Raw genomic sequence first — 26616 nt, 5'->3', positions numbered from 1 at the left:
TTACTTGTTGTCTTCTTTATTTTCGTTTTGGAAAATCTTGATGTCGTTTGAATCGTTAGTCAAAGTAACGATTGCCTTTCTACGACGAGCAGTCTTACCAGTGTAACGACCTACTCGCTTGTCTTTACCGCGAACATTCATAATGTTAACGTTCTTTACCTTAACATCGAAGATTTCTTCAACAGCATTGCGAACTTGTGTCTTGGTTGCAGTTAAAAGCACGTCGAATGTGTACTTCTTATCATCCATTAAGTTCGTGGACTTTTCAGTAATGACAGGTCTTAAAATGATATCGCGTGCGTTCATTAAGCCAAAACCTCCTCAATCTTCTTAACAGCATCTTGAGTCAAGATTAACTTACCATAGTTAACTGCATCTTCAACGTTTAAACCGTTAACTGGAACAGCCTTAACCTTAGCTAAGTTTCTTGCGGAAAGTTGTACATTGTTATCATCTGAAACAATTAAAACTTTACCATCAACATTTAAGCTGTTTAACATTGATACTAAATCCTTAGTCTTAGGTGCTGACATAGTCAACTTATCTAAAACAATCAAATCCTTATCAATCATCTTTTGGGAAAGAACTGACTTAATAGCCAAACGACGTTGCTTTCTTGGCATCGTGTATGCGTATGAACGAGGTGTTGGGCCAAATACTGTACCACCACCACGCCATTGTGGAGATCTGATAGAACCTTGACGAGCACGACCAGTACCCTTTTGTCTCCAAGGCTTCTTACCACCACCGCGAACGGCAGATCTGTTCTTAACCTTTGAGGTACCTTGACGCTTACCGGCTCTTTGTCTAATGATTGTTTCAAAAACGACACTTTCGTTAGGTTCAATACCAAAAACTTTATCGTTTAAAGTAACTTCACCAGAATCTTTACCGTTTTGATCCATAACTTTTATATTAGCCATTCTAGTCCTCCTTCCTATTTATCAGCCTTAACAGCTTTAGAAGCAGTCTTAACAACGATTAATGAGTTCTTAGCACCTGGAACATTGCCCTTGATCATCAATACGTTCTTGTCTGCTACAACTTTTTCAATTACTAAGTTTTCAATGGTAACTTTCTTCATACCCATGTGACCTGGCAAACGCTTGCCCTTTGGTACACGGTTAATAATGGAACCCATTGAACCAGGAATTCTGTGGTATCTTGAACCGTGGGTTTCTGGTCCTCTTGATTGGCCCCAACGCTTGATGTTACCTTGGTATCCATGACCTCTTGAAGTACCAGTAACGTTTACAACGTCACCTTCCTTGAATGTATCCACAGTAACTTCTGAGCCGACTTCATAGTCCTTAAGCTCAACACCGCGGATTTCCCGAATGAAGCGCTTAGGTGAAGTCTTTGCTTTATCAGCATGACCTTTTTCTGGTTTGTTGCTCAAAACTTCACGTTTGTCTTGGTAACCTAATTGAACAGCTTCGTAACCGTCTGATTCAACAGTCTTAACTTGCATAACAACGTTAGGAGTTGCTTCTACAACTGTTACAGGAACAAGGACACCATCTTTAGTAAAGATTTGAGTCATACCAACTTTTCTTCCTAAGATTCCTTTGGTCATGATTACACCTCTTTCTATTTAAATTACAATTTAATTTCGATGTCTACGCCACTTGGAAGATCAAGCTTCATTAATGAATCAACAGTCTTAGGTGTTGGATTCAAAATGTCAATTAAACGCTTGTGAGTACGCATTTCGAATTGTTCACGTGAGTCCTTGTTCTTGTGTGGTGAACGAAGAACAGTGAATAAAGTTCTTTCTGTTGGAAGAGGAACTGGACCTGAAATTTCAGCACCAGTTCTCTTTGCAGTAGCTACGATCTTAGCAGCTGATTCATCGAGAATACCGTGTTCGTAAGACTTAAGTCTAATACGGATTGTTTGACTTGCCATTAAATTACCTCCTTAACGTCTTCTTTAAAAGATGACTCGCTCGGCAAAAATTCCCCGCACGCCACTGTGGCAATGCATCCTGGCGTGCCGCAACCTTTTGCGTCAACACTTTACAACAATATTAACTGCCCAGGGCACAATCGTCCCTTAAGCACAAAAACTATTGTACTTTGTCTTCCCCTAAATATCAAGGCTTACGGGCATTTTTTCTTAAAAAGATTTACAAAAAAAGAGTTATTGAAAATTCTCAATAACTCTTTTTTTATATATAATTGTTTTCAATTAAGCTAAAAGTATTAAAACTTTTTATCATTAAAAATTATTCAGCTTCGCCGCCGCGTTTCTTAATGATATCAGCTTGAATTGACTTAGGTGTTGGTGAGTAGTGATCAAATACCATAGTAAATGTACCACGACCTTGAGTTGATGAACGCAAAGTAGTTGCGTAACCAAACATTTCTGAAAGTGGAACAAATGAGTTAATGATCTTAGCACCGGCTCTGTCTTCCATACCTTCCATAGTACCACGACGAGCAGTGATTGAACCCATAACATCACCTAAGTATTCTTCTGGAGTAGTTACTTGAACCTTCATAATTGGTTCCAAGATAACAGCGCCAGCCTTTGAAGCAGCATTCTTCAAAGCAAGTGAAGCAGCAACCTTGAAGGCAGCTTCTGATGAGTCGACTTCGTGGTAACTACCATCGTAAAGCTTAGCCTTAACGTCGATTAATGGGTAACCTGCAAGAACACCATTCTTCATAGCTTCTTGTAAACCTTGGTCAACTGAAGGAATGAATTCACGAGGAACAACACCACCAACGATGGCATCTTCAAATTCGTAACCCTTACCCTCTTCGTTAGGAGTAAAGTCAATCCAAACATCACCGTATTGACCTTTACCACCTGATTGACGAACAAACTTACCTTGAGCCTTAGCTTCCTTAGTGAAGGTTTCACGGTAAGCAACTTGTGGTTCACCGATCTTAGCATCAACGTTAAATTCACGTCTCATACGTTCAACCATGATATCAAGGTGAAGTTCACCCATACCTGAGATCAAAGTTTGACCAGTTTCTGGGTTAGTTTCAGCTCTAAAGGTTGGGTCTTCTTCAGTAAGCTTTTGCAAAGCAACATCCATCTTATCACGGTCAGCCTTTGACTTAGGTTCAACAGAAACTTGGATAACTGGATCTGGAACTTTCAAGCTTTCCAAAATAAGTGGGTGATCTGGATCAGTTAATGAGTCACCAGTAGTGGTGTTCTTCAAACCGATGGCACCAGCAATATCACCTGAGAATACTTCTGGAATTTCAGTTCTTGAGTTGGCGTGCATTTGAAGCAAACGACCTACACGTTCACGTGAGTTCTTTGATGCGTTCAAAACGTATGAACCTGATTCAAGAGAACCAGTGTAAACACGGATGAATGTCAAACGACCTACGAATGGGTCAGTAGCAATCTTAAATGCAAGAGCTGCAAATGGCTTCTTGTCGTCAGCCATAAGTTCAACTTCGTCACCAGTCTTAGGATCGTGAGCAACATAAGGCTTAACATCAAGTGGTGATGGCAAGTAGTCAATAACACCATCAAGCATCATTTGAACGCCCTTGTTCTTAAATGCTGAACCAGCATATACTGGGAAGAATTCCAAGTTCAAAGTAGCCTTACGGATAGCTGCCTTTAATTCGTCGTTAGAAATTTCTTCACCGCCAAGGTATTTTTCCATGATGCCGTCGTCAACATCAGCAACAGCTTCAATTAATTCACCACGACGCTTTTCAGCTTCTTCCTTGTATTGATCAGGAACTGGTACAGTATCCCACTTTGAACCAAGCTTGTCTTCGTCGTAGATATCAGCAACCATGTTAATTAAGTCGATGACACCTTCAAAAGTATCAGCTGAACCGATTGGCATTTGAACTGCGTGAGCGTTAGCGTTTAAACGTTCGTGCAATGACTTAACTGACTTATCAAAGTCAGCACCAATCTTATCCATCTTGTTAACAAAAACAATACGAGGAACACCGTAAGTTTCAGCTTGACGCCATACGTTTTCAGTTTGTGGTTCAACACCAGCTTGAGCATCAAGAACAGTTACAGCACCATCAAGAACACGAAGTGAACGTTCAACTTCGATAGTGAAGTCAACGTGTCCTGGGGTATCAATAATGTTAATTCTGTAGTCCTTCCATTGTGCAGTAGTGGCTGCAGAAGTAATAGTGATACCACGTTCCTTTTCTTCATCCATCCAGTCCATTTGTGAATCACCTTCGTGAGTTTCACCAATTTTGTGGATCTTACCAGTGTAGTAAAGGATACGTTCAGTAGTAGTAGTCTTACCCGCATCAATGTGGGCCATAATACCAATGTTACGTGTCTTTGCTAATGGAAATTCACGCTTGTTAGCCATAAATTGTTTCTCTCCTTAAATTAAAACGAACAAATTAGAAGCGGTAGTGTGCAAATGCACGGTTAGCTTCAGCCATACGGTGAACGTCTTCACGCTTCTTAACAGCTGAACCAGTGTTGTTTGAAGCGTCAATGATTTCGTTAGCTAACCGTTCATCCATAGTGTGTTCGTTACGTAAACGAGCATATGAAACAAGCCATCTTAAACCTAAAGTAGTTCTTCTTTCAGGACGTACTTCAACTGGGATTTGGTAGTTTGAACCACCGATACGGCGAGCTCTAACTTCCAAAACTGGCATAACGTTGTTCATAGCTTCTTCAAATACATCAAGTGGTTCCTTACCAGTCTTGTCTTGAACAATGTTGAAAGCATCGTAAAGGATTGAAGATGCCTTAGCTCTCTTACCATCAATCATCAAGTGGTTAATTAACTTGGTAACAAGCTTTGAGTTGTAAACTGGATCTGCTAAAACGGCTCTTTTAGTTACGTGACCTTTTCTAGGCATTATTTAACTCCTCCTTTAATCTTTCTTAGTACCGTACTTAGAACGGCTTTGCTTTCTGCCATCAACACCGGCAGTATCGAGGGCACCACGAATGATGTGGTAACGAACACCAGGAAGGTCCTTTACACGACCACCACGAATTAAAACAACTGAGTGTTCTTGCAAGTTGTGGCCTTCACCTGGAATGTAAGCAGTAACTTCGATTAAGTTTGAAAGACGTACACGAGCGTACTTACGTAAAGCTGAGTTAGGCTTCTTTGGAGTCATAGTACCAACACGAGTTGCAACACCACGCATTTGTGGAGCTGGGTTGAATACTGATTCCTTCTTCATACTGTTGTAGCTGTAATTCAAAGCAGGTGACTTTGACTTAGTAACCTTTGAATGACGGCCTTTTCTTACCAATTGATTAATGGTTGGCATTAAAATTTCCTCCTAAAATTATTATTTTGTTCACACATCCGGGAGTTTCTTTTTAAACTCACGAATAGACTGTTCAAAACATACAAACACTATTGTACTCGGTTTTTAAGAGAAATCAAACTTTTTCAAAATAAAAAAAGAAAAGTGATGATTTTTTGCGTATTAAATAGTGAGGTGATTTTTTTGAATTTAATTTATCTTTTTACTAATTTTGTAATTGGAACTTGTATTGCATCCCACATGGCTGTAATTTTTGATCGATGGGAGAATAAAAATTTTATTTTTTCTCGTTCCTATTGCAAATATTGTCACTTTGAATTATCCCTGCTGGACGAGATTCCCATTATTTCTTATTTACTATTAAGAGGACGTTGTCGTTATTGCAAGCAACCTATTCCAAGCGAATTGTTTTTATTTGAATTGGTGGGAGGATTTGCTTTTTCTCTAATTGATTTCAGCTCTATTAATGGCATTACGAATTCTGTATTCCTTTCCTCTCTTCTTTTAACTGCCATCTCTGATTTCTATGAAAATGAATTCGATCTATTATTTCTTTTCCCTGCAATGTTTATTGCTACCTTCGAAAATAAACTTTCTGCTTTTACGACCTTAGATTTTATTTCCTTCGTATCAATTATTTCAATTTTTTGTTGGAATATTCTTAAACATAAAATGGGATTAGGCGATCTATTAATTTATCTCGCTATTGCCAGTTACTTAACTCCTTCTACTGCTAACATAATATTTTTATTTGCCTGCTTCTTGCTTTTATTATTTTTTGCAATTGAAAACAATGATGCCAACTATCACTATCCTTTCATTCCTTTTATCTTTTTAGGACTAATTTTTACGCAATTCTTAAACTAAAAAAGCGTTTCTATTCTTTATGAATAGTGTAGTGGCCCGCATTTTTCGGACACTTTGTTGATATTATGCGGTTAAGGACTTATTCCGATATTCTATCGGAGTAAGTTCTTTTAGTTTGTTTTTGGTTCTCTCTGTATTGTAATCGTTTATACTTTCTGATAGCTTGTTCTAATTCGTCAAGCGAGTCATATTTATTCTCCTGACCATAGAACATTTCTCGTTTAAGAATGCCAAAGAAGCCCTCCATTAAGCCATCATCTGGAGAGCAGCCTTTCCTAGACATGCTTTGTTCAATGCCTCGAATAGCTAACTCGTGTTGGTAAGCCTTGTGCTGGTATTGCCAGCCTCGATCTGTATGAAAGATTAAACCATTTAATGCTTGATTAGTTTTAAAAGCATCGTTCAACATCGACATCACCTGTTTCAGATTAGGATGACGAGAAATATTATAAGCAACTGTATCACGTCCACAGCCATCAATAATAGGCGATAAATAAAGTTTCTTACCTTTAAGATTGAATTCAGTAATATCGGTATACCATTTCATATTTGGTCTTAAAGCAAAGAATTTGCGTTTAATTATGTCTGGCTTGATTCTGCCTTTAATATCTCCTTGATAGCTGCTATATGGATGTCTACGCTTCATTACATAACCATACAGATCCATTTTGCGCATTAAACGACTAACTGTTTTGCGATTAATTTGACAATTCATGCCTCAATTCGGTAATAGCTTGTGCTATTTCTGTTTTGGTTGGCTCTTTCTTTTTTGAACCAAGGCATCCAATTTTTTTATATATGCGTTTTCGACAGTAAGCTTTAAATTCTGGCTACGCAGCTTGGCGTTTTCTTGCTTGAGCCGCTCTAATTTGTTCAGCTTTTTCTTGCTCATGGGTTCGTCGTCCTTTCTTCTTGATAACGACATTATACCCATTTTCTTTGTAAGAGCGAATCCAATTGCCTAACATACCTCTGCTAGCTAAGCCTAAATCAAGCGCTACAGCGTTAATTGCTTCATTTCCTAAAAGCACTCTTTTAATTGCCTGCTCTTTAAATTCCTTAGAATAATGTGCATAAGATTTATCAAGAATAGACAAGCCATGCATTTTAATTAAGCTTACTAAATAATTTATATTGGCTATATTTACTCCATATTTTTTGTTTAAGTAAGTACCACGTTTATCTTCTAAAGTCCATTCTTCAAAAATATGAATTTTATCTTGTTTGGTTAATTTGGACATAATAAACATTCTAAGCTAAATAGTGAATTGATTATCCGACGGGATAATTGATTCACTATTTTTATTCTCTTGTAGAATTGAGATAGCAGTAAAACAATATGCCTTCGGGGGTTTAGACACGTGATGTCGTATAATAAACTGGCAGTTTTGCATAGGAATTTGGCAATCTCTTCGAAGAATGTGGGCACCTAGATGTCGAGTTTAGAAAATTAGATCCGAGTTCTTAAGCAAAAATGTTTTACTGCTGGATTGGGAGGCTAATGATGAAAGTTGTATTCGGTATTGATGTAAGCAAGTCTGCTTCAACAGTGTGTGAATTAATCGGTGAAAGCAAGAATGAGTTTGAGATTACCAATGATCGGCCAGGCTTCTTGCAGCTATTAAAAGAATTGCATGTATTTGCCATTCATCCACAAATTATCTTTGAAGCAACCGGCGTTTATTCGCGCAGACTACAGACCTTTCTTGAAGATTATGGCTACGATTATATCATTCTTAATCCGTTAAAGGCCAAGAAAGAAATGGATCAGGGATTACGCCACAACAAGACTGACCGCAATGATGCTTATCACTTAGCACTAATTTAAAAACTTTATCATCATCCAGTTAATCAATTGCAGGCTGAAGAATATCATCAGCTCAATGCTTTAAGCAGGTTCTATGATCAATTAACCTCAGATTTGATAATGGCTAAGAATCGTCTTCACCAGGCACTGCAGTCGACTTTTCCTGAAATTGAGACTTTATTTAGTAATTCTAAAGGCAATAATTATTGGCAGATAATTAAGCAATATCCACATTGCGAAAGTATTCTTGAATCTGACAAGGAGCAGATTGTTCGCTGGCTGCTTACGTTAAAAGGCTTTGGCAACAAGCACGCACAAAAAACTGCCAAGAAACTTTTAGAATTGGCTCATAAAAGCTATCCTGTTGTCGAAAATGGTAGCGTTGAAACAAAACAAGCAAGATACTATGCAGATCGTCTGCTCGTATTAAGCAGTCAAAGGGAAAGGATAATCAATCAAATGACAGCTTTAGCTAAAAAGCTGCCAAATAGAGATCTTGAAATACTTGAAAGCATTCCTGGATTTGCTCAAACTACTGCAGTCAGAGTGTTAGCAGAGTTAGGCGATATGCGCAGATTCAGTAATCCCAATAAGATTAATGCGTTTATCGGTATTGATCCGGGAAGATACCAGTCAGGTGAAATGGATTCAAGCTTAAGTATTACTAAGCATGGCAATGCCGTAGCCAGAAAGATTCTCTATCGGGCCATTGGACAGATAGACAATGCAGCTAAAACCAACCCATGCCATATTGCCGACTATTATGAAAGCAAAAAGCGATCTTCTCAAACCAAAGGATTCAAGAAAATCGCTATTGCTTCAATTCATAAACTGATCAGAACCATATATGCCCTGATCCAAAACGACCAATTATATGATTACAGCGTAGCCACACATAACCAAAAAGACTTTTGCCGTAATTAATTGATCTAAAGACATTATACCCCAGCCTATTAAAGAAAAGCATAATTAATAGGCTTATTTGTCATAGATTTAATTCTTAAATAAATTGCCCCTCAAATACTAAAAGATAAAAATCAAGGTAAAAAACAAAGCCAAGTACCTAATGATACTTGACTTTACGTAGAAAAACCCCCGAGATTCGTGTCCGAATTTCGAGGGTCACTACATAGAAACGCTTTTTATATAGAACTAGTTTTACTTACTTTGTTCTTTTTCTTTCATTTGCTTTTCAATATCACCAATTGAGTAAACTGAATCTGGCTTCTTAACGTCAGCTTCAGGTTCCATGTTGCGGTATACAGGCATACCAGTACCAGCAGGAATAATCTTACCGATAATAACGTTTTCCTTAAGTCCAAGAAGTGGATCATTCTTACCTCTGATTGAAGCATCAGTAAGAACACGAGTAGTTTCCTGGAATGAAGCAGCTGACAAGAAACTGTTAGTTTCCAAAGCGGCCTTAGTAATACCTAAGATAACGCTTTGTGCAGTTGCTGGGATACCACCAGAAATAATAACTTCCTTGTTACGGTCTCTAAATTGACCGATATCCATAACTTCACCTGGTAAGATGTCAGTTTCACCTGGATCAAGGACACGTACCTTTTGAAGCATTTGACGAGTCAATACTTCGACGTGTTTGTCGGCAATGTCTACACCCTGCATTCTATATGCCTTTTGAACTTCAGCCAAGATGTACTTTTCAGTAGTCAAAGTATCAGTAACTTGGATCAATTCCTTAGGATCAACAGAACCAAGAGTCAACTTATCACCACGGTGAACATAGTCGCCTTCAGATACAGCCACAGAAGCAGTGTAAGGAACACTGTAACTTCTAGTATCAATCTTACCCTTAACAGTAATTTCACGAGTATGGTCTGCTGGGTTTTCTTGAATTGAATCAATTACACCATCTACTTCAGAAATGGTTGCACGACCCTTAGGGTTACGTGCTTCGAACAATTCTTGCACACGAGGCAAACCTTGAGTAATATCTTCGGCACCGGCAACACCACCGTTGTGGAAAGTTCTCAAAGTAAGCTGAGTACCAGGTTCACCAATTGATTGAGCGGCAACAGTACCAACTGCTTCACCAACTTCAACTTCTTCACCAGTAGCAAGGTTCATACCGTAACATTTACGACATACACCGTGTGGAGTATCACAAGTAAGAATTGAACGAATCTTAACATGGGTTACACCTGCATCACAGATCTTATGAGCCATGTTTTCATCCATCATAACATCTCTACCCACGATAGCTTCACCAGTCTTAGGATCCTTAACTGTTTCAGCAGTGAAACGACCAACCAAACGATCAAATAATGGTTCGATCATTTCGTCACCTTCCATAATGGCACTAACTGTAATACCACGATCAGTACCACAATCATCATTACGAATAATAACGTCCTGAGCAACATCAACCAACCGACGAGTCAAGTAACCTGACTGAGCAGTCTTCAAAGCAGTATCAGTCATACCTTTACGAGCACCGTGAGTTGACATGAACAATTCCAATACTGACAAACCTTCCTTGAAGTTTGAAGTAACAGGGATTTCGAACAAACCACCGTTAGGAGTAGCCATCAAACCACGCATACCAGCTAACTGAGTAAAGTTTGAAATGTTACCACGGGCACCAGAGTCGGCCATGATTGAAATTGGGTTACGTGGTGAGTGAATTTGAGCAATTTCGTTTTGGATTTCGTCCTTACATGCGTTCCAAATACTAATTACTCGATCGTGACGTTCTTGTTCAGTAATTAAACCACGTCTGAATTGCTTAGAAACAATATCAACTTGTTTACGTGCCTTAGCTACCTTTTCATCCTTATCTTTAATTTCTGGAACATCATTCATACCAATGGTAATACCTGAAGTAGTTGAACTAGTGTAACCTAACTTCTTCAAATCATCCAAGTATTCTGAAGTTCGTTGAACCTTGTAGTACTTGTAAATAGTAGCAATAGAATCAGATAAGAAACTACTCTTAAATGGAGTAGCGATTAAATCATCGCCAACTTCATCAATCTTGTCATGAATATCTTGACCTTCACCCAAGAAGTACTTAGCATCCAAAGGATTATTTAAGTTTTCTTCAGTTGGTTCGTTGATGTAGAAGTAATCATCTGGAAATAATTGGTTAAAGACAAGCTTACCGTATGTAGTAATGAAAATGCCATGTTCATGACCTTGTGGCCATGGCTTCTTAGGCATAGCATCAGCTGACATACCAATGATAGTGTGGTAGTGAATGTCACCATTTTCATAAGCTACAGTAGCTTCAGCAGGTGAACTAAAGATCATACCTTCACCTTCACGACCACGTTCAGCTTGAGTCAACCAGTAGTTACCCAAAACGATATCCTGTGATGGAGTAACGATTGGCTTACCATCCTTAGGAGCCAAGATGTGGTGAGCAGCAAGCATAAGTAAACGAGATTCAGCAACAGCTTCATCTGAAAGTGGTACGTGGATGGCCATCTGGTCACCATCGAAGTCGGCGTTGTAGGCTTCACAAGCTAATGGGTGAAGTCTGATTGACTTACCTGGTACCAAAACTGGTTCAAATGCTTGAATACTCAAACGGTGAAGAGTAGGTGCACGGTTCAAAAGAACTGGACGTTCCTTAATTACATCTTCAAGTACATCCCAAATATCATCATCTTCACGATCAATCTTACGCTTAGCATTCTTAATGTTAGAAGCAATACCACGTTTAACCAATTCGTGCATTACAAACGGCTTAAACAATTCCAAAGCCATTGGACGAGGAACACCACATTGATAGAATTTCAATTTTGGTGAAACATCGATAACTGAACGACCTGAGTAGTCAACACGCTTACCAAGCAAGTTTTGACGGAAACGACCTTGCTTACCCTTAAGCATGTGTGAAAGTGACTTAAGTGGACGGTTACCTGGTCCAACAACTGGACGACCACGACGACCGTTATCAATTAAAGCATCAACAGCTTCTTGAAGCATACGCTTTTCGTTTTGAACGATGATGTTAGGAGCGTTCAAATCAAGCAATCTCTTCAAACGATTATTACGGTTAATAACGCGTCTGTATAAATCGTTCAAATCTGATGTAGCGAAACGTCCACCTTCAAGTTGAACCATTGGACGAAGATCTGGTGGAATAACTGGAACAGCATCCATAACCATCCATTCAGGCTTATTACCAGAGTTCTTAAATGCATCCAAAATGTCCAAACGTCTGATAGCACGTGTACGTTTTTGACCAGTTGCAGTTTGAAGTTCTTTCTTCAAATCCTTAACTTCTTTGTCAAGGTCAACTTTTTTAAGCAATTCGCAAATAGCTTCAGCACCCATTTTAGCTTCAAAACGGTTGCCATATTTAGCCTTTTGTTCACGATATTCTGCTTCGGTCAATAATTGCTTAGGCTCAAGATCAGTATCACCTGGATCAATTACGATATATGCAGCAAAGTAGATAACTTCTTCAAGCAATTTTGGAGAAATGTCCAATACTAAGCCCATTCTTGATGGGATACCTTTGAAGTACCAAATGTGAGTTACAGGGGCAGCTAATTCAATGTGTCCCATACGTTCTCTTCTTACTTTTGAAGAGGTAACTTCAACACCACAACGGTCACAAACGATACCGCGGTATCTAACACCTTTATATTTACCACAGGCACATGACCAGTCTTTAGTTGGTCCAAAGATTCTTTCATCAAATAGACCATCTTTTTCAGGTTTTAAAGTACGGTAGTTGATGGTTTCAGGCTTCTTAACTTCACCATATGACCAGCTTCTGATCTTGTTAGGTGATGCAAGACCAATTTGCATACTTTCAAATTTATTTACGTCGATCAAAAGTTTAACCTCCTACTATTTAGAAACTTTGTCGTCAGATTCATCTGCAGGAGCTACTGGCTTATCTGCATCTTTCTTGTTTTCTTTCTTATCTTCTGATTTTCCAGTTTCTTCGGCTAACTTCTTTTTTTCTTGTTCTTCTGCCATACGTGACAATGAATCAATGTTTAAGTGTTCACTTGAATCTTCATCCATATCACGAAGTTCAATTTCATTATGATTCATATCAAGAACACGAATATCCAAACCTAATGATTGAAGTTCCTTAACAAGAACACGGAATGATTCTGGAACACCTGGCTTAGGAATTCTTTCACCCTTAACAATTGCTTCGTATGCCTTTACACGACCAACAACATCATCTGACTTGTAAGTCAAAATTTCTTGCAATGTGTAAGCTGCACCGTAAGCTTCAAGGGCCCAAACTTCCATTTCACCGAAACGCTGACCACCGAACTGAGCTTTACCACCCAAAGGTTGTTGAGTAACTAATGAGTAAGGCCCAATTGAACGAGCGTGGATCTTGTCATCAACCATGTGAGTAAGTTTCAAGTAGTGCATGACACCTACAGATACACGGTTGTGGAATGGTTCACCGGTACGACCATCGTAAATAACAGTCTTACCATCTTTATCAATACCAGCTTGACGAACAGTGTCCCAAACGTCATTTTCGTTAGCACCATCAAATACTGGAGTAGCTACGTGAATACCTAATTGACGTGCTGCTGCACCCAAGTGTAATTCAAGAAGCTGTCCGATGTTCATACGTGATGGAACACCCATTGGGTTCAAGCAAATGTCTACTGGAGTACCATCTGGTAAGTATGGCATATCTTCTTTTGGTACAACAGCAGCAACAGTACCCTTGTTACCGTGACGACCAGACATCTTGTCCCCAACTTGAATCTTTCTCTTTTGTGCAATGTAAACACGAACCATAGTGTTAACACCTGGTGAAAGTTCATCGCCGGCTTCACGAGTATAAACCTTAACGTCTTGAACGATACCGCCACCACCGTGTGGTACACGAAGTGAAGTATCACGAACTTCATGAGCCTTTTCACCAAAGATTGCGTGAAGTAATCTTTCTTCAGCAGATAATTCAGTTACACCCTTAGGAGTTACCTTACCTACCAAAATATCACCATCGTGAACTTCAGCACCGACACGTACAATACCGTCAGCATCAAGATCCTTCAAAGCATCTTCACCGATGTTAGGAAGTTCTCTAGTAATTTCTTCAGGGCCAAGCTTAGTGTCACGAGCTTCTGATTCGTAGTCTTCAATACTAATTGAAGTGTAAACATCATCCTTAACTAAACGTTCTGAAAGCATGATGGCATCTTCGTAGTTGTACATGTTCCAGGTCATGAAAGCGATAAGTGGGTTTTGACCTAAAGCAAGTTCACCGTGATCCATAGTTGGACCGTTAGCAATAACATCACTTACGTCAACATGATCACCTAATTTAACATTAGGAGTTTGGTTGTATGACTTAGAGTTGTTTGAACGACGGTATTTTTCAAGAGTGTACTTGTCTAAAGTACCATCTTCACGTCTGATACGGATTTCATTTGCATCTACGTATTCAACAGTACCAGCAGCCTTAGCAATTAAAGCAGCACCTGAATCGTGAGCGGCACGATATTCCATACCAGTACCAACAAGTGAACCATGTGGGTTGATCAAAGGTGCAGCCTGACGTTGCTGGTTGGCACCCATCAAAGCACGGTTAGAGTCATCGTTTTCAAGGAATGGAATACATGCTGAAGCTACAGAAACAACTTGCTTAGGAATAACGTCCATGTAGTCAATCTTATCAGGAGTAACTTCGACGTTATCTTCCTTTTGACGAGCTAAGATCACATCACTCTTAAATGAACCATCGTCATTCAAAGGAGTGTTTGCACCGGCAATGATGTAATTATCTTCTTCATCAGCAGTTAAGTAGTCAATCTTATCAGTAACCTTGTGAGTCTTCCAAGATACACGACGGTATGGAGTTTCAATGAAACCATACTTGTTAATAATTGCGTATGAAGCAAGTGAGTTGATCAAACCAATGTTAGGACCTTCTGGAGTTTCGATAGGACACAAACGACCATAGTGAGTATAGTGAACGTCACGAACTTCATAACCAGCACGGTCACGAGTCAAACCACCAGGCCCTAAGGCTGACATACGACGCTTGTGAGTCAATTCACCTAATGGGTTGTGTTGGTCCATAAATTGTGAAAGTTGTGATGAACCGAAGAATTCCTTGATACTTGCAACAATTGGACGAATATTGATCAATTGTTGTGGAGTAACGGTTGAAGGATCTTGGATTGACATTCTTTCACGAACAACACGTTCCATTCTTGCTAAACCAATTCTAAATTGGTTTTGAAGAAGTTCACCAACACGACGAATACGACGGTTACCCAAGTGGTCGATATCATCAGTGGTACCAATCTTGTCTTGTAAAGCAAAGAAGTAGTTAATTGATGCCAAAACATCTGCTGGAGTTAAGTGCTTAACATCTGCAGCAATATGACCATTTGACATTAATTTAACTTCACGTTCAGGATCTACCTTTGAGTAAACCTTAATTTCTTGAACTGTAATAGGATCTGGTAATACGCCTTCCTTTGAAGGTTGGTAAGTTACCATCTTAAAGTCATCACGATCAAGGTATGGAGCTAACTTGTCCATTACTTCGTGAGTAACAACAGTATCCTTCTTAGCAATGATTTCACCAGTATCTGGATCAGCCAAAGTTTCAGCTAAAGTTTGACCGTATAAACGGTTCTTAAGTGAAAGCTTCTTGTTAATCTTGTAACGACCAACTGGTGCCAAGTCGTAACGACGTGGGTCAAAGAAACGAGCATACAAAAGTGAACGTGATGAATCAGTTGTCTTAGGTTCACCTGGACGTAATCTTTCGTAAATATCCTTTACGGCTTCAGCTACACGAGAATCTGCTGGATTCTTGTGAACATCTTTGTCCAAAGTAAATTTTAAAGTATCGCTTTGACCAAACATGTCGATGATGTCACTATCAGAGCCGATACCCATAGCTCTAATCAATACAGTAAGTGGCAACTTACGAGTACGGTCTACACGAACAAATGAAACATTCTTAGCATCAGTTTCATATTCAAGCCAAGCACCACGGTTAGGAATAACTGTAGTACCAAAGATTTGACGACCATTCTTGTCGTAATCACCAGTGTAGTACACACCTGGAGATCTTACTAATTGAGAAACAATAACTCTTTCAGCACCATTAACAATGAATGAACCTGATTCGGTCATCAATGGTAAATCGCCAAAGAATACATCTTGAGTCTTAATTTCACCAGTTTCTTGGTTAGTAAGCTTTAAGGTTACGCGCATTGGTGCAGCATAAGTTGCATCGTGATCACGAGCTTCATCAACTGTATATTTAGGCTTTTGAAGCTTGTAGCCTTCATATTCTAATGAAAGCTTACCTGAGAAGTCACTAATAGGCATAATGTCGTCAAAGACTTCTTTAATGCCTTTATCAAGAAACCACTTATATGATTCGGTTTGAACATCAGTTAAGTTGGGAAGCTTCAATACTTCTTTAATGCGAGAGAAGCTACGTCTAGTTCGATGTTTACCGTAGTTCACTACGTGTCCATTTAACAAGGAAAAACATCCTTTCTGTCTAAGAAAGCAAATATTACATTTCTGTTACAAATTCAAAAAACTGCAATTTTAGGTATAAAAAAGACAAAAACGAAGTTTTCTCGTTTTTGTCCTTATCATTTTGCTGGACAATAGATCAGCAAAATCCTGAATCTCAGTCTTTTTAAATCAGTAAAAATTTTACATTGTTTTTTGCTTTTTGTCAAGGTCTGATGCTTGATATTACTTAGTTTTCACCAGTTTTTTCTCTGGCACAACATCAAATTTCAAATGACCATGTTGACTACCAATTTTCAAAGTGTCGTTTGCTTTTACTTCACCTGTAATCAACATTTCTGCTAATTTATCTTCGATATCATTTTGGATTGCTCTTCTAAGTGGACGAGCACCATTTTCAGGGTCATAACCATCTTTAACAATTTTATCCAAAGCGGCACGGGAAATCCTAAGCGTAATTCCCTTCTTTTGCAAACGAACTACCAACTTGTGAGTAAGTAAAGTTACAATGTCCCGCAACTGCTTCTTAGTTAATTCATCAAAGATAATCGTTTCATCAATTCGGTTCAAAAATTCCGGACGGAAGAATTGCTTAATTGCCTGTTGAACTTTAGCTTGTCTTACTTTAGCTTGGTCAACCCTATCAGCATTGAAACCTACAGCCTTGCTGTCAAATAACGTACGTGAACCCAAATTAGAAGTCATAATGATGATTGTATTTCTAAAGTCGACTTTTCTGCCTTTAGAATCTGTCAAAAATCCTTCATCCAAAACTTGCAAAAGCAAATTAAATACATCAGGATGAGCTTTTTCCACTTCATCAAGCAAAACAACTGAATATGGATGACGACGAACTTGTTCAGAAAGTTGTCCGCCCTCTTCATAGCCAACATAACCAGGAGCTGAGCCAATTAACTTGCTTGAGGCAATTTGATCCATGTATTCAGACATATCTAATCTGATCAAATTATCTTCTGACCCAAACATTGCTGCTGCAACTGATTTAGCTAATTCAGTCTTACCTACACCTGTTGGCCCTAAGAACAAGAATGATCCAATTGGACGGCGCTCATCCTTAATACCGCTTCTGCTACGACGAATTGCACGAGCTACAGCTGAAACAGCCTTATCTTGCCCAATCACGCGTTTATGCAAAATGCTCTCTAAGTTAGCTAATTGGCGACTTTCATCCCTCTTCATCTGAGTAACAGGTACACCTGTCCAGTCAGATACTACCTTGGCAATATCTTCGGGGCCAACAACAGCCTCAGCACTAACCTTAACTTGCAATGCATTCTCCATTTCTTCTCGCTGCATTTGCAAATTGTTTTGTGCTTCTTGAAGTTGAGCTGCTTTAACAAAGTTCTGACTCGTAGCTGCTTCATTCTTTTGTTCAATAATATTCTTTATCTTTTCATTAATTTGAACCAAATCTTTGTTTGAACCAACATTAGTTCTAATTTTAACTGCTGCACTAGCCTCATCTACCAAATCAATCGCCTTATCTGGCAAGAACCGATTAGTAATGTACCGACTAGATAAATCAACAGCATCCTCAAGACTAGCATCTGAAATAGTCACATGGTGGAACTTTTCATACTTAGGTCTAAGTCCCTTTAAAATAGCTAACGTATCCTTCTTAGTAGGTTCATTCAAACGTACTTGTTGGAAACGACGAGCCAATGCTTGATCCTTTTCAATGTACTTTTGATATTCATCAAATGTAGTAGCACCAATCATTTGAATATCGCCGCGCGCAAGTGAAGGTTTCAAAATATTAGAAGCATCAATTGCCCCTTCAGCACCACCAGCACCAATCAAAGTATGCATTTCATCGACAAATAGAATGACTTTACCGTCTTTGGCAATTTCATCCAAAATCTTTTTCATTCTATCTTCAAATTCACCACGATACTTAGTGCCTGCTACTAAACTGCCCATGTTAAGAGCCATTACTCGCTTATCAAGCAAGCCTTCTGGAACTTTTTTATTAACAATTTCTGTAGCAATTGCTTCGGCGACCGCAGTTTTACCTACACCAGATTCGCCTACCAAAATTGGATTGTTCTTAGTACGACGAGATAAAATTTGAATAACTCGCTTAATTTCTTTTTCACGGCCAATAACTGGATCAATTCCACCTTCACGGGTGCGTTGATTTAAATTAACCGCTACTTTATCTAGAGTTGGTGTAGTACTATTTTTACGTTTCTTTTGGCCAGTAGCGGTATTGCTATTGCCTAACCAGCTTGCTGAATCGCCAAAGTCTTGTTCTTGATCCAAGCTGTCATTAACATCTTGACGCAAACGGCCAATATCAACATTTAAGTTCTTTAAAATCATGGCTGACAAAACCTGTTCACTAGCAGTTATTCCTAGCAAAACATGATTAGTTTCAATTTCTTTATATCCACCTTGGTCAGCCTGTCTTTTGGCATAATCTAACGCTAAGCTTAAACGAGGTGACATTTCCATGTAGCTTGACTTAGCTGCTGAGCCATAGCCTGTGTAACGTTCAATCTCTTCTCGTACGGCAGTTGGCGTCAATCCCCATGAGCGCAAGATTTTTCCTGCTTCACCTTCAGTTTCAATCACCATAGCCAATAACACATGCTCAGTACCAATTAGCCGATGATGAAACTCCTGTGCTTGTTCACGCGCAATTTCTAACACTTGATTAACGCTTTTACTATATGAATTTTCCATATAAACACCACCCCTTTAAAATACGCTATGGTATTGTACTTTTATTTTAACAGTTAGTAAAATATTTCGACTTATATCCAAGTTCATTATAACTATGCAAATAATTATGCAAAAATCACGTTTGCAATTTCAGTTAAATACTTTTTATCTGTCTCATCAAAATTATCTAATTTAGTTGAATCAAAATCAAAAACGCCCCAAAGTTGATCATCTTTAAAAATAGGCACAACAATTTCAGAATTAGAAGCACTATCACATGCAATATGTCCCTGAAATTCATGAACATTAGGAACAATTTGTGTTTTTTCTGTTTGAGCTGCTGTACCACAAACGCCCTTGCCCATTTGAATATGAACGCAAGCTGGCATCCCTTGAAATGGTCCTAAAATCAACTCACCGTTTTCAAACCGATAAACGCCGGCAAAGTTAACATTATTCAATGAATTAAACAAAAGAGCAGATAAATTGGCTGTATTAGCAATCCAATCTGATTCTCCAGCAACTAATGCTTTTGCTTGCTCAACTAATAATTCATATTCCTCTTTTTTGGCTGCAGTCATCTATAAACATCCCCTATGATTTTAGAGCTTATTATAACAAAAAGAAAAAAGCTGTCCTACTAGACAGCTTTTCATTATCGGGAAAACAAGATTTGAACTTGCGACCTCTGCGTCCCGAACGCAGCGCTCTACCAAACTGAGCCATTTCCCGTAAAAAAAGGCTCACCATTCGGTGAGCCTTCTATCTTGGAGCGGAAGACGGGATTCGAACCCGCGACCCCCACCATGGCAAGGTGATGTTCTACCACTGAACTACTTCCGCAACAACAAATATAATTATAGCAAATCATTTATGCTTTGCAATACCTTTTTTGAAAAAAGTTTGATTTTCACCATAATCAACTGTTGTAACATATCAATCCACATTAATTTGCCAAATGAATATGTTTAAATAGTAATACTTTACGCGCAATCGGCTGAGCAATTAAAGCTTCAACAGCAAATGCTATGCCAAAATTTCGTGGCCAATTATTGAAATAAGTATAAAAAGGAGCAAATGAAATTTGTCGTTGACCAATCCAAGTCCCAATAATAGTCATTATCGCAGAAATAATAATTACATTACACAGAATATTAACAGTAATTTGTGCGCCAAAACTATCATGCTTATCAACAAATTAATTTTTTAAAACTGTTGCAGGTTTTTGTGCAAGCAAAACGATTATAATTACTGCCATCCACATGAATGGAATAATTGATAGTGTCATTAAATAATTATGCCAACTAAAACTTGTCTCAAACATTGAAATTAATGGCGCAATAATATTTACCGAGATAATTGAAACAATCCCCATAAAAATCATAGTTTCATGAACATTGTGTAGTCATTGCATATAGCCTTTTTTCATAATTAACCTTTCTTTCAAAGAAAAAAACGGTTCAGCAAAATTCAATAAAGAATTGCTGAACCGTTATACGCTAAAAATTTAGATTTTATAAAAATAAAAAGACTCATAATCATGAGTCTTCATCTTAGAGCGGAAGACGGGATTCGAACCCGCGACCCCCACCATGGCAAGGTGATGTTCTACCACTGAACTACTTCCGCAGAACAGTTATTATTATAGCAAAACCATTTCACTTTGCAATACCTTTTTTCAAAAAAATAAAAAATAAGCTATTTTCTTTTCCAAAATAGCTTATCTTTTAGTAATTTATTCTACTTGTTTTCTTTATTCTTCTTAGCTAAATCAGCCTTAACTTCGGCATCAATTGATTCAACACGTTCTGGACGCATTGTTGGGAAGAGCAAAACATCACGAATAGCTGGAGCATCAGTCAAAAGCATTACCAAACGGTCAATACCGATACCCAAACCACCTGTAGGTGGCATACCGTATTCCATAGCACGAAGGTAATCTTCATCAATCATATCAGCTTCATCGTTACCTGCTTCACGTTCTTCCATTTGAGCTTCAAAACGAGCACGTTGATCATCAGGATCGTTCAATTCTGAGAAGGCGTTACCGTATTCTTCACCCATGATGTAAATTTCGAAACGGTCAGTAAATCTTGGATCATCAGCATTCTTCTTAGCAAGTGGTGAAATCTCTACTGGGTGACCGTAAACAAATGTTGGGTCAACAATAGTTTCTTCACAGTACTTTTCAAAGAAGGCGTTAATAATGTGGCCAACCTTCCAGAACTTTTCAACATGAATATCGTGATCTTCAGCAATCTTAGTTGCTTCTTCAAGAGTCATTGGCTTCCAGAAATCAAGGCCGGTCTTTTCCTTGATTAAATCAACCATGTGAATGCGACGGAATGGCTTGCCTAAGTCAATGTCTTGACCTTGGTAAGTAATCTTGCCATCATCTGAAACAACCTTAGCTGCAGCACGAATAATGCCTTCTGCTTCGTCCATAACATCGTGGAAGTCCCAGTATGCAGCATAACTTTCAAGTTCAGTAAATTCTGGGTTGTGGTGAGTGTCCAAACCTTCGTTTCTGAATACACGACCGATTTCGTAAACACGTTCCATATCACCAACAATCAAACGCTTCAGTGGAAGTTCCAAAGCAATTCTCATGTAAAGGTCAATATCCAAAGCGTTGTGGTGAGTAATAAATGGACGAGCTTCAGCACCACCTGGAATGTTGTGCAATACTGGAGTTTCAACTTCCAAGAAGTTTTGCTTATTCAAGTAATCACGAATAGCTTGGATAATTTGAGTACGGTGAACAAAACGCATGTAGCTATCGCGATTAGTAATCAAGTCAAGGTAACGTTGACGGTAGATTGCTTCAACATCCTTCAAGCCGTGGTACTTGTCTGGCAAAGGACGAAGAGCCTTAGATAAGAAGGTTACGTGAGTAGCACGAATAGTCAACTCACCAGTACCGGTTTTCATAACTTCCCCATCAATACCCAAGAAATCACCAATATCTGACTTCTTGAAGATCTTGTAGTTGTCTTCGCCTACGATGTCTTTACGTACATAAATTTGAATCTTACCAGTACGGTCGTAAAGATCTGCAAAACCTACTTTACCCTTACCACGTTTTGCAAGCATACGACCTGCAATCTTAGTCTTAGGCATATCATCGTTTAATTCGTCTTCATCTTCTTTACCATACTTTTCTTCCAAAGCACTTGCCAAATCTTGACGATCAAACTTTCTTTGACCGAATGGTTCAATTCCGTTTTCACGCATTTCGTCCATCTTTTGACGACGAACACGTAATTGGTCATTCATTTCGTTCTTTGCCAATTTATTTTTCCTCCATTATTTGTTCATTGTCGCGCGTCTTGCAGCACGAGCTTTTTCTCTTTTTTCATACTCATCAACAAAATTGTCGAGTAAGTCATATACTTCTTGACGCGTCCAGACCTCATTTATTTTAGCACGAGTACGGGCCGAACGGGGAATTCCCTTCAAATAGTATGCAGCTTGTTGACGAAATTCTGGCACTGCACGCTTTTCTCCATGAATTTTAATCAAAGCATGAAGTTGATGCTTAGCAGTTTCTACCTTTTCACGTACCGTTTGTGGCGGTAATTTCTTACCAGTCTCTAGGTAACGGGTCATATCCTTCAAAATCCAAGGATTACCTAAAGCCGCACGTCCTACCATCACCGCAGTACAACCAATCTCATCCAGTGCTTTCTTAGCAAGCTCAGGGGTTCTGATATCGCCATTAGCCACAAAAGGAACATCGAGCACTTGAGCAACATCGTGCAGGATCTCCCAATCTGCTTCGCCCTGGTACATTTGCTTACGGGTTCGACCATGCATTGCAATCATGCTAGCGCCTGCTTCTTGAGCCGCTAAAGCATTTTCTACCGCAAATACATGCTTTTTATCCCAACCAGTTCTCATTTTAACAGAGACAGGTTTTTGAACATTCTGCACTACTGCATGGACCATTTGATAAATTTTATTCGAATCAAGCAGCCATTTTGAACCAGCATCAGTCTTGGTTACCTTAGGTACAGGACAACCCATATTAATATCAATAATGTCAGCATCAGTATGTTGATCAATATATTGAGCAGCTTGAAGCAATGTTTCTTCAGTTCCCCCAAAAATCTGAATACTCATTGGGTGCTCTCGTGGATCCACATCCATCATACTTAAGGTCTTTTTGTTTCGATAAATAATTCCATGATCAGAAATCATTTCGCAAACAACCAGCCCAGCTCCGAATCCCTTACATACAACGCGGAATGCTGAATTTGAAACTCCCGCCATCGGGGCAACAACAACTCGGTTAGGAATGGTGATATCGCGAATTTTCCAGCTGTTATCCACCAAATCATCCTTTCAAAATACCCTATTATAATATCAAAAAAGCCCCGCAGGACAAAACCCTAGGACTTTTTATTTAGTTAATAATCTTTTTCTTCTTTTTTCTTAGCTAAGATATCTTTTAATTCATCTTCAGTGTAATGATACTTATTTCCGCAGAAATTGCAAGTAAGTTCTGCTCCATGATCTTCATTAATCATGGCTTTTAATTGTGAACTCTTCAAAGTTTCAAGAATACCAGCATATTTTTCTTTAGAACAGTCACAACTAAATGCAACATCATCTTTTTCAAGAATCTTGCAATCAGTGCCTAAGATCTTGCGAGCTAAATCTTCTGGTGTCATACCATCTAAAAATGCGGTAGAAAGAGCTGGCAATGCCTTGATTCTCTTAATCGTTTCAGTAATCAAAGCATCGCTTGCACCTGGTAAAGCTTGAAGCATAAAGCCACCAGCTTCACCAATAGAATTATTGGGATTAACGAAAACAGATAAACCAACAGCTGATGGTATTTGTTCTGACTTAGTTAAGTAGTATGCAAAATCTTCTGCAATTTCGCCAGAGACAATTGGCACTTGACCAGTATAAGGCTCTTTCAAACCTAAGTCCTTGGTAACTTCGAGCATCCCTTGACCAACGGCCTTTTTCACATCAATATGGCCATTCTTCTTTGGTGACAAAGCAATATGCGGATTCTTTACATATCCCTTAACCTTTAAATCTGATGTTGCAGTTACAATGGTTGGTCCAACGGGGCCATTGCCTAACAATCTAACTGTTAATTCTTCTTTATCTGTTAATTCTGCTCCTGCTAAAAGCAATGAGCCAACCAGTGTACGACCAAGTACAGCAGCAGAAGCAGACCATAAATCATGACGCTTTTGTGCTTCTCCAACAACATCTTTAGCAGTAATTGTTAGCAAACGTAAATTTTTAGTTTTATCAATTGATTTTACTAAATAATCACTCATTTTTAATCCTTCTCTCTAAAAAAAATAGAGCCCATTACAGGCCCCATTTTCATTTAGTTATCTTTGTGTTCTTCATCCGCAGAATGATCTTCAGTTGATTTATTTGAACTTCCCGTTTTTTCTGGATTTTCAGGATTTTCTTCTTCAACTTCGTGATTCTTTTCTGATGGAGTTTCCAAAGCAGATTTTTCTTGTTCAGCCAATGCTTGATCTGAATCTTTCTTTTCTGCCTTTTCAACTTCACGTTTTTCTGCAGCAGCCTTAGCTTCTTCATAAGTTGAAGCCTTAGATTCACTTGGATATTCATTTTCGTATTTTTCAGGCATCTTGCCAGTCTTATACAAAGACATGATTTGCTTTTCGTCTAAAGTTTCATACTTGAGCAAGGCTTCGGCAATAATTCTATGCTTTTCCTTATTTTCCTTAACAATCTCAAGAGCTTTAGCGTGAGCTTCATCCAAGATTTTCTTAACAGCTTCATCAATCTTAGCTGAAGTAGCTTCACTGTATGGCTTAAAGCCGTATGGATTGGTTTCGCCTTCTTTTTCAAGTTCAACCATTCCTAATGATTCGGTCATACCGTAATTTACTACCATACTGTGAGCAATAGCAGTAGCTTGTTCAAAGTCGTTAGAAGCACCAGTTGACTTATCGCCAATAGTTGCCTCTTCACCAGCACGACCACCCATTAAACCAACAATTTGTTCAAATAATTGTTTCTTAGTCAAAATGAATTGGTCATCTTTAGGTAACATAATGTTGTAACCACCGGCACGGCCACGTGGCACAATAGTTACCTTACGAACTGTTCTAGAATCACTTAAAACCAAACCACAGATTGAGTGCCCTGCTTCGTGAAAAGCAACACGACGTCTTTCTGGTTCAGCAATTAAACGATCCTTCTTAGCTGGTCCCGCGATGACACGGTCTTCAGCCTCATCAATATCTGAAGCAGTAATTTTAGTGCCATTTCTACGAGCAGCGACCAAAGCAGCTTCGTTCAAGACATTAGCTAAATCTGCACCAACGAATCCAGGAGTTTGACGAGCAACTTCCTTCAAGTCTACATCTGGAGCAAGTGGCTTGTTTTTAGCGTGAACCTTCAAGATGGCTTCACGACCACGAACGTCTGGACGATCAACTAAAACCTTACGATCAAAACGACCTGGACGAAGCAAAGCTGGGTCCAAAACGTCAGAACGGTTAGTAGCAGCAATGACGATAACACCTTCATCGCCTTCAAAACCATCCATTTCAACCAGCAATTGGTTCAAAGTCTGTTCACGTTCATCGTTGCCACCGCCGGTGCCATTGCCACGACGACGACCGATGGCATCAATTTCATCGATAAAGATGATACTTGGTGCATTCTTCTTGGCATTGTTAAACAAATCACGTACACGACTTGCACCAACACCAACAAACATTTCAACAAAGTCAGAACCTGAAATTGAATAAAATGGCACGTTAGCTTCACCAGCTACAGCACGAGCAAGTAAAGTTTTACCAGTACCAGGAGGACCCTCAAGTAAAACACCAGATGGAATTTTGGCACCTAACTTAGTATATTTTGATGGATCCTTTAAAAATTCAACAACTTCTACTAATTCTTGTTTTTCTTCTTCTTCACCGGCTACGTCAGAGAAACGAACCTTATTCTTAGAAGGATCCTCTGGCTTGACGTGTGAACGACCAAAATTCATAATTCCGCCGCTGCCACCACGACCAGCGCCACCCTGATTCATCATCATCCAAAGCATGACAATAAACAAAACGGTTGGCACAAGCATGACAATGGTTGAAATCCAATTGCCAGACTGTGATTCTCCTTGAGTCGTCATCCGAGCGTTACTCTTTTGTGCCAAGTTTTGCACGTTAGAAACGGTAGAATCATTCTGTAACATAGTAGTAGAGAAGCGTGATACTTTCCTACTTGAGTTATTACTAAAGAAATCAAAACTATTATTTGATTGATTCTTTGCTGTTTGTGCAGTCTTGTAACTACCTGAAACGGTATATACACCATTTGCAGGTTGAACACTAAAGTTTTTAACTTTGCCTTGACGCAAATCTTTAACAAATTGTGAATAGCTGATATTTTCAGAGCTACCACCACTGTTAGAGCCGCCGAGTGCCCAGTTGATTCCCCATAGGAGCAAAAGGAACACAACTATATAGAATAGGCCGTTCGATAACAGCCGATTCCGGTTATTCTTCATAAAAAACCTCCGCAAAGTCTCTA

17 protein-coding genes, 3 tRNA genes and 2 pseudogenes are annotated in these 26616 nt (G+C 38.9%); 2 read left to right on the top strand and 20 right to left on the bottom strand.

The annotated features are described in order from the left end of the window. From rplW to rpsL, 7 genes are all read right to left on the bottom strand, one after another. The gene (rplW, locus tag AADV52_RS09940) at positions 1-306 is read right to left on the bottom strand and encodes a 50S ribosomal protein L23 (protein WP_014918226.1); all 306 of its coding nucleotides are present in this window, start codon (positions 304-306) and stop codon (positions 1-3) included. After that, positions 306-923 (bottom strand): 50S ribosomal protein L4, encoded by a 618-nt coding sequence (rplD, locus tag AADV52_RS09935; RefSeq protein ID WP_014918225.1) that lies wholly within the window; start codon positions 921-923, stop codon positions 306-308. Before rplD ends, rplW begins: the two co-directional genes overlap by 1 nt. 14 nt (positions 924-937) lie before the next feature. Then, positions 938-1576: a 50S ribosomal protein L3 gene (gene rplC, locus AADV52_RS09930; RefSeq protein WP_003625776.1), complete on the bottom strand. Its 639-nt coding sequence runs from the start codon at positions 1574-1576 to the stop codon at positions 938-940. A 23-nt stretch (positions 1577-1599) separates the two neighbouring features. Further along, positions 1600-1908 carry a 30S ribosomal protein S10 gene (gene rpsJ, locus AADV52_RS09925; protein WP_003549023.1) on the bottom strand — a complete coding sequence of 103 codons (309 nt, stop codon included), beginning with the start codon at positions 1906-1908 and terminating at the stop codon, positions 1600-1602. A gap of 319 nt (positions 1909-2227) precedes the next feature. Then, entirely contained in the window at positions 2228-4321 is a 2094-nt protein-coding gene (gene fusA / locus AADV52_RS09920) for an elongation factor G (protein ID WP_014918224.1), read from the bottom strand. A gap of 34 nt (positions 4322-4355) precedes the next feature. Next, on the bottom strand, positions 4356-4826 hold the full coding sequence (gene rpsG, locus AADV52_RS09915; protein ID WP_003625773.1) for a 30S ribosomal protein S7: 471 nt from the start codon (positions 4824-4826) through the stop codon (positions 4356-4358). Positions 4827-4841: 15 nt separating this feature from the next. Next, a complete protein-coding gene (rpsL, locus tag AADV52_RS09910; protein ID WP_012211375.1) occupies positions 4842-5249 on the bottom strand; it encodes a 30S ribosomal protein S12 in 408 nt (135 codons plus the stop codon). Between the two features lie 183 nt (positions 5250-5432). Between rpsL and AADV52_RS09905 the strand changes: the two genes are divergently transcribed. Next, positions 5433-6116: a prepilin peptidase gene (locus AADV52_RS09905; RefSeq protein WP_014918223.1), complete on the top strand. Its 684-nt coding sequence runs from the start codon at positions 5433-5435 to the stop codon at positions 6114-6116. A gap of 63 nt (positions 6117-6179) precedes the next feature. On the opposite strand, the pseudogene AADV52_RS09900 reads toward AADV52_RS09905, so the two are convergent. After that, positions 6180-6783, bottom strand: a pseudogene (locus AADV52_RS09900) (IS3 family transposase). Between the two features lie 163 nt (positions 6784-6946). Beyond that, on the bottom strand, positions 6947-7357 hold the full coding sequence (locus AADV52_RS09895) for a transposase (protein ID WP_237578223.1): 411 nt from the start codon (positions 7355-7357) through the stop codon (positions 6947-6949). 260 nt (positions 7358-7617) lie between these two features. Here AADV52_RS09895 and AADV52_RS09890 point away from each other — a divergent pair. Then, positions 7618-8847, top strand: a pseudogene (locus tag AADV52_RS09890) (IS110 family transposase). A 234-nt stretch (positions 8848-9081) separates the two neighbouring features. Here AADV52_RS09890 and rpoC read toward each other — a convergent pair. The 11 genes from rpoC to ftsH form a co-directional block, all read right to left on the bottom strand. After that, a complete protein-coding gene (gene rpoC, locus AADV52_RS09885) occupies positions 9082-12735 on the bottom strand; it encodes a DNA-directed RNA polymerase subunit beta' (RefSeq protein ID WP_014918222.1) in 3654 nt (1217 codons plus the stop codon). 15 nt (positions 12736-12750) lie between these two features. After that, positions 12751-16392 (bottom strand): DNA-directed RNA polymerase subunit beta, encoded by a 3642-nt coding sequence (locus tag AADV52_RS09880; protein ID WP_014918221.1) that lies wholly within the window; start codon positions 16390-16392, stop codon positions 12751-12753. 222 nt (positions 16393-16614) lie between these two features. Next, on the bottom strand, positions 16615-19095 hold the full coding sequence (locus AADV52_RS09875) for an ATP-dependent Clp protease ATP-binding subunit (RefSeq protein WP_014918220.1): 2481 nt from the start codon (positions 19093-19095) through the stop codon (positions 16615-16617). Between the two features lie 104 nt (positions 19096-19199). Further along, complete coding sequence (locus tag AADV52_RS09870) at positions 19200-19655, bottom strand: GAF domain-containing protein (RefSeq protein WP_003625767.1); 456 nt, start codon at positions 19653-19655, stop codon at positions 19200-19202. A gap of 77 nt (positions 19656-19732) precedes the next feature. Beyond that, a tRNA-Pro gene (locus AADV52_RS09865) sits at positions 19733-19806 on the bottom strand. Positions 19807-19842: 36 nt separating this feature from the next. Next, positions 19843-19917 (bottom strand) — tRNA-Gly (locus tag AADV52_RS09860). Positions 19918-20631: 714 nt separating this feature from the next. Beyond that, a tRNA-Gly gene (locus tag AADV52_RS09855) sits at positions 20632-20703 on the bottom strand. Positions 20704-20814: 111 nt separating this feature from the next. Beyond that, positions 20815-22365 (bottom strand): lysine--tRNA ligase, encoded by a 1551-nt coding sequence (gene lysS / locus AADV52_RS09850; protein ID WP_014918218.1) that lies wholly within the window; start codon positions 22363-22365, stop codon positions 20815-20817. 15 nt (positions 22366-22380) lie between these two features. Further along, complete coding sequence (gene dusB / locus AADV52_RS09845; RefSeq protein ID WP_014918217.1) at positions 22381-23406, bottom strand: tRNA dihydrouridine synthase DusB; 1026 nt, start codon at positions 23404-23406, stop codon at positions 22381-22383. Between the two features lie 77 nt (positions 23407-23483). Then, positions 23484-24374: an Hsp33 family molecular chaperone HslO gene (gene hslO / locus AADV52_RS09840; protein WP_014562986.1), complete on the bottom strand. Its 891-nt coding sequence runs from the start codon at positions 24372-24374 to the stop codon at positions 23484-23486. A 53-nt stretch (positions 24375-24427) separates the two neighbouring features. Further along, positions 24428-26593, bottom strand: coding sequence for an ATP-dependent zinc metalloprotease FtsH (gene ftsH / locus AADV52_RS09835; RefSeq protein ID WP_014918216.1), 2166 nt, complete (start codon positions 26591-26593; stop codon positions 24428-24430). Between the last annotated feature and the right edge of the window lie 23 nt (positions 26594-26616).

Source organism: Lactobacillus helveticus (assembly GCF_046109915.1).
Lineage (GTDB): Bacteria > Bacillota > Bacilli > Lactobacillales > Lactobacillaceae > Lactobacillus > Lactobacillus helveticus.
This window is presented reverse-complemented; position numbering and strand designations above follow the sequence as displayed.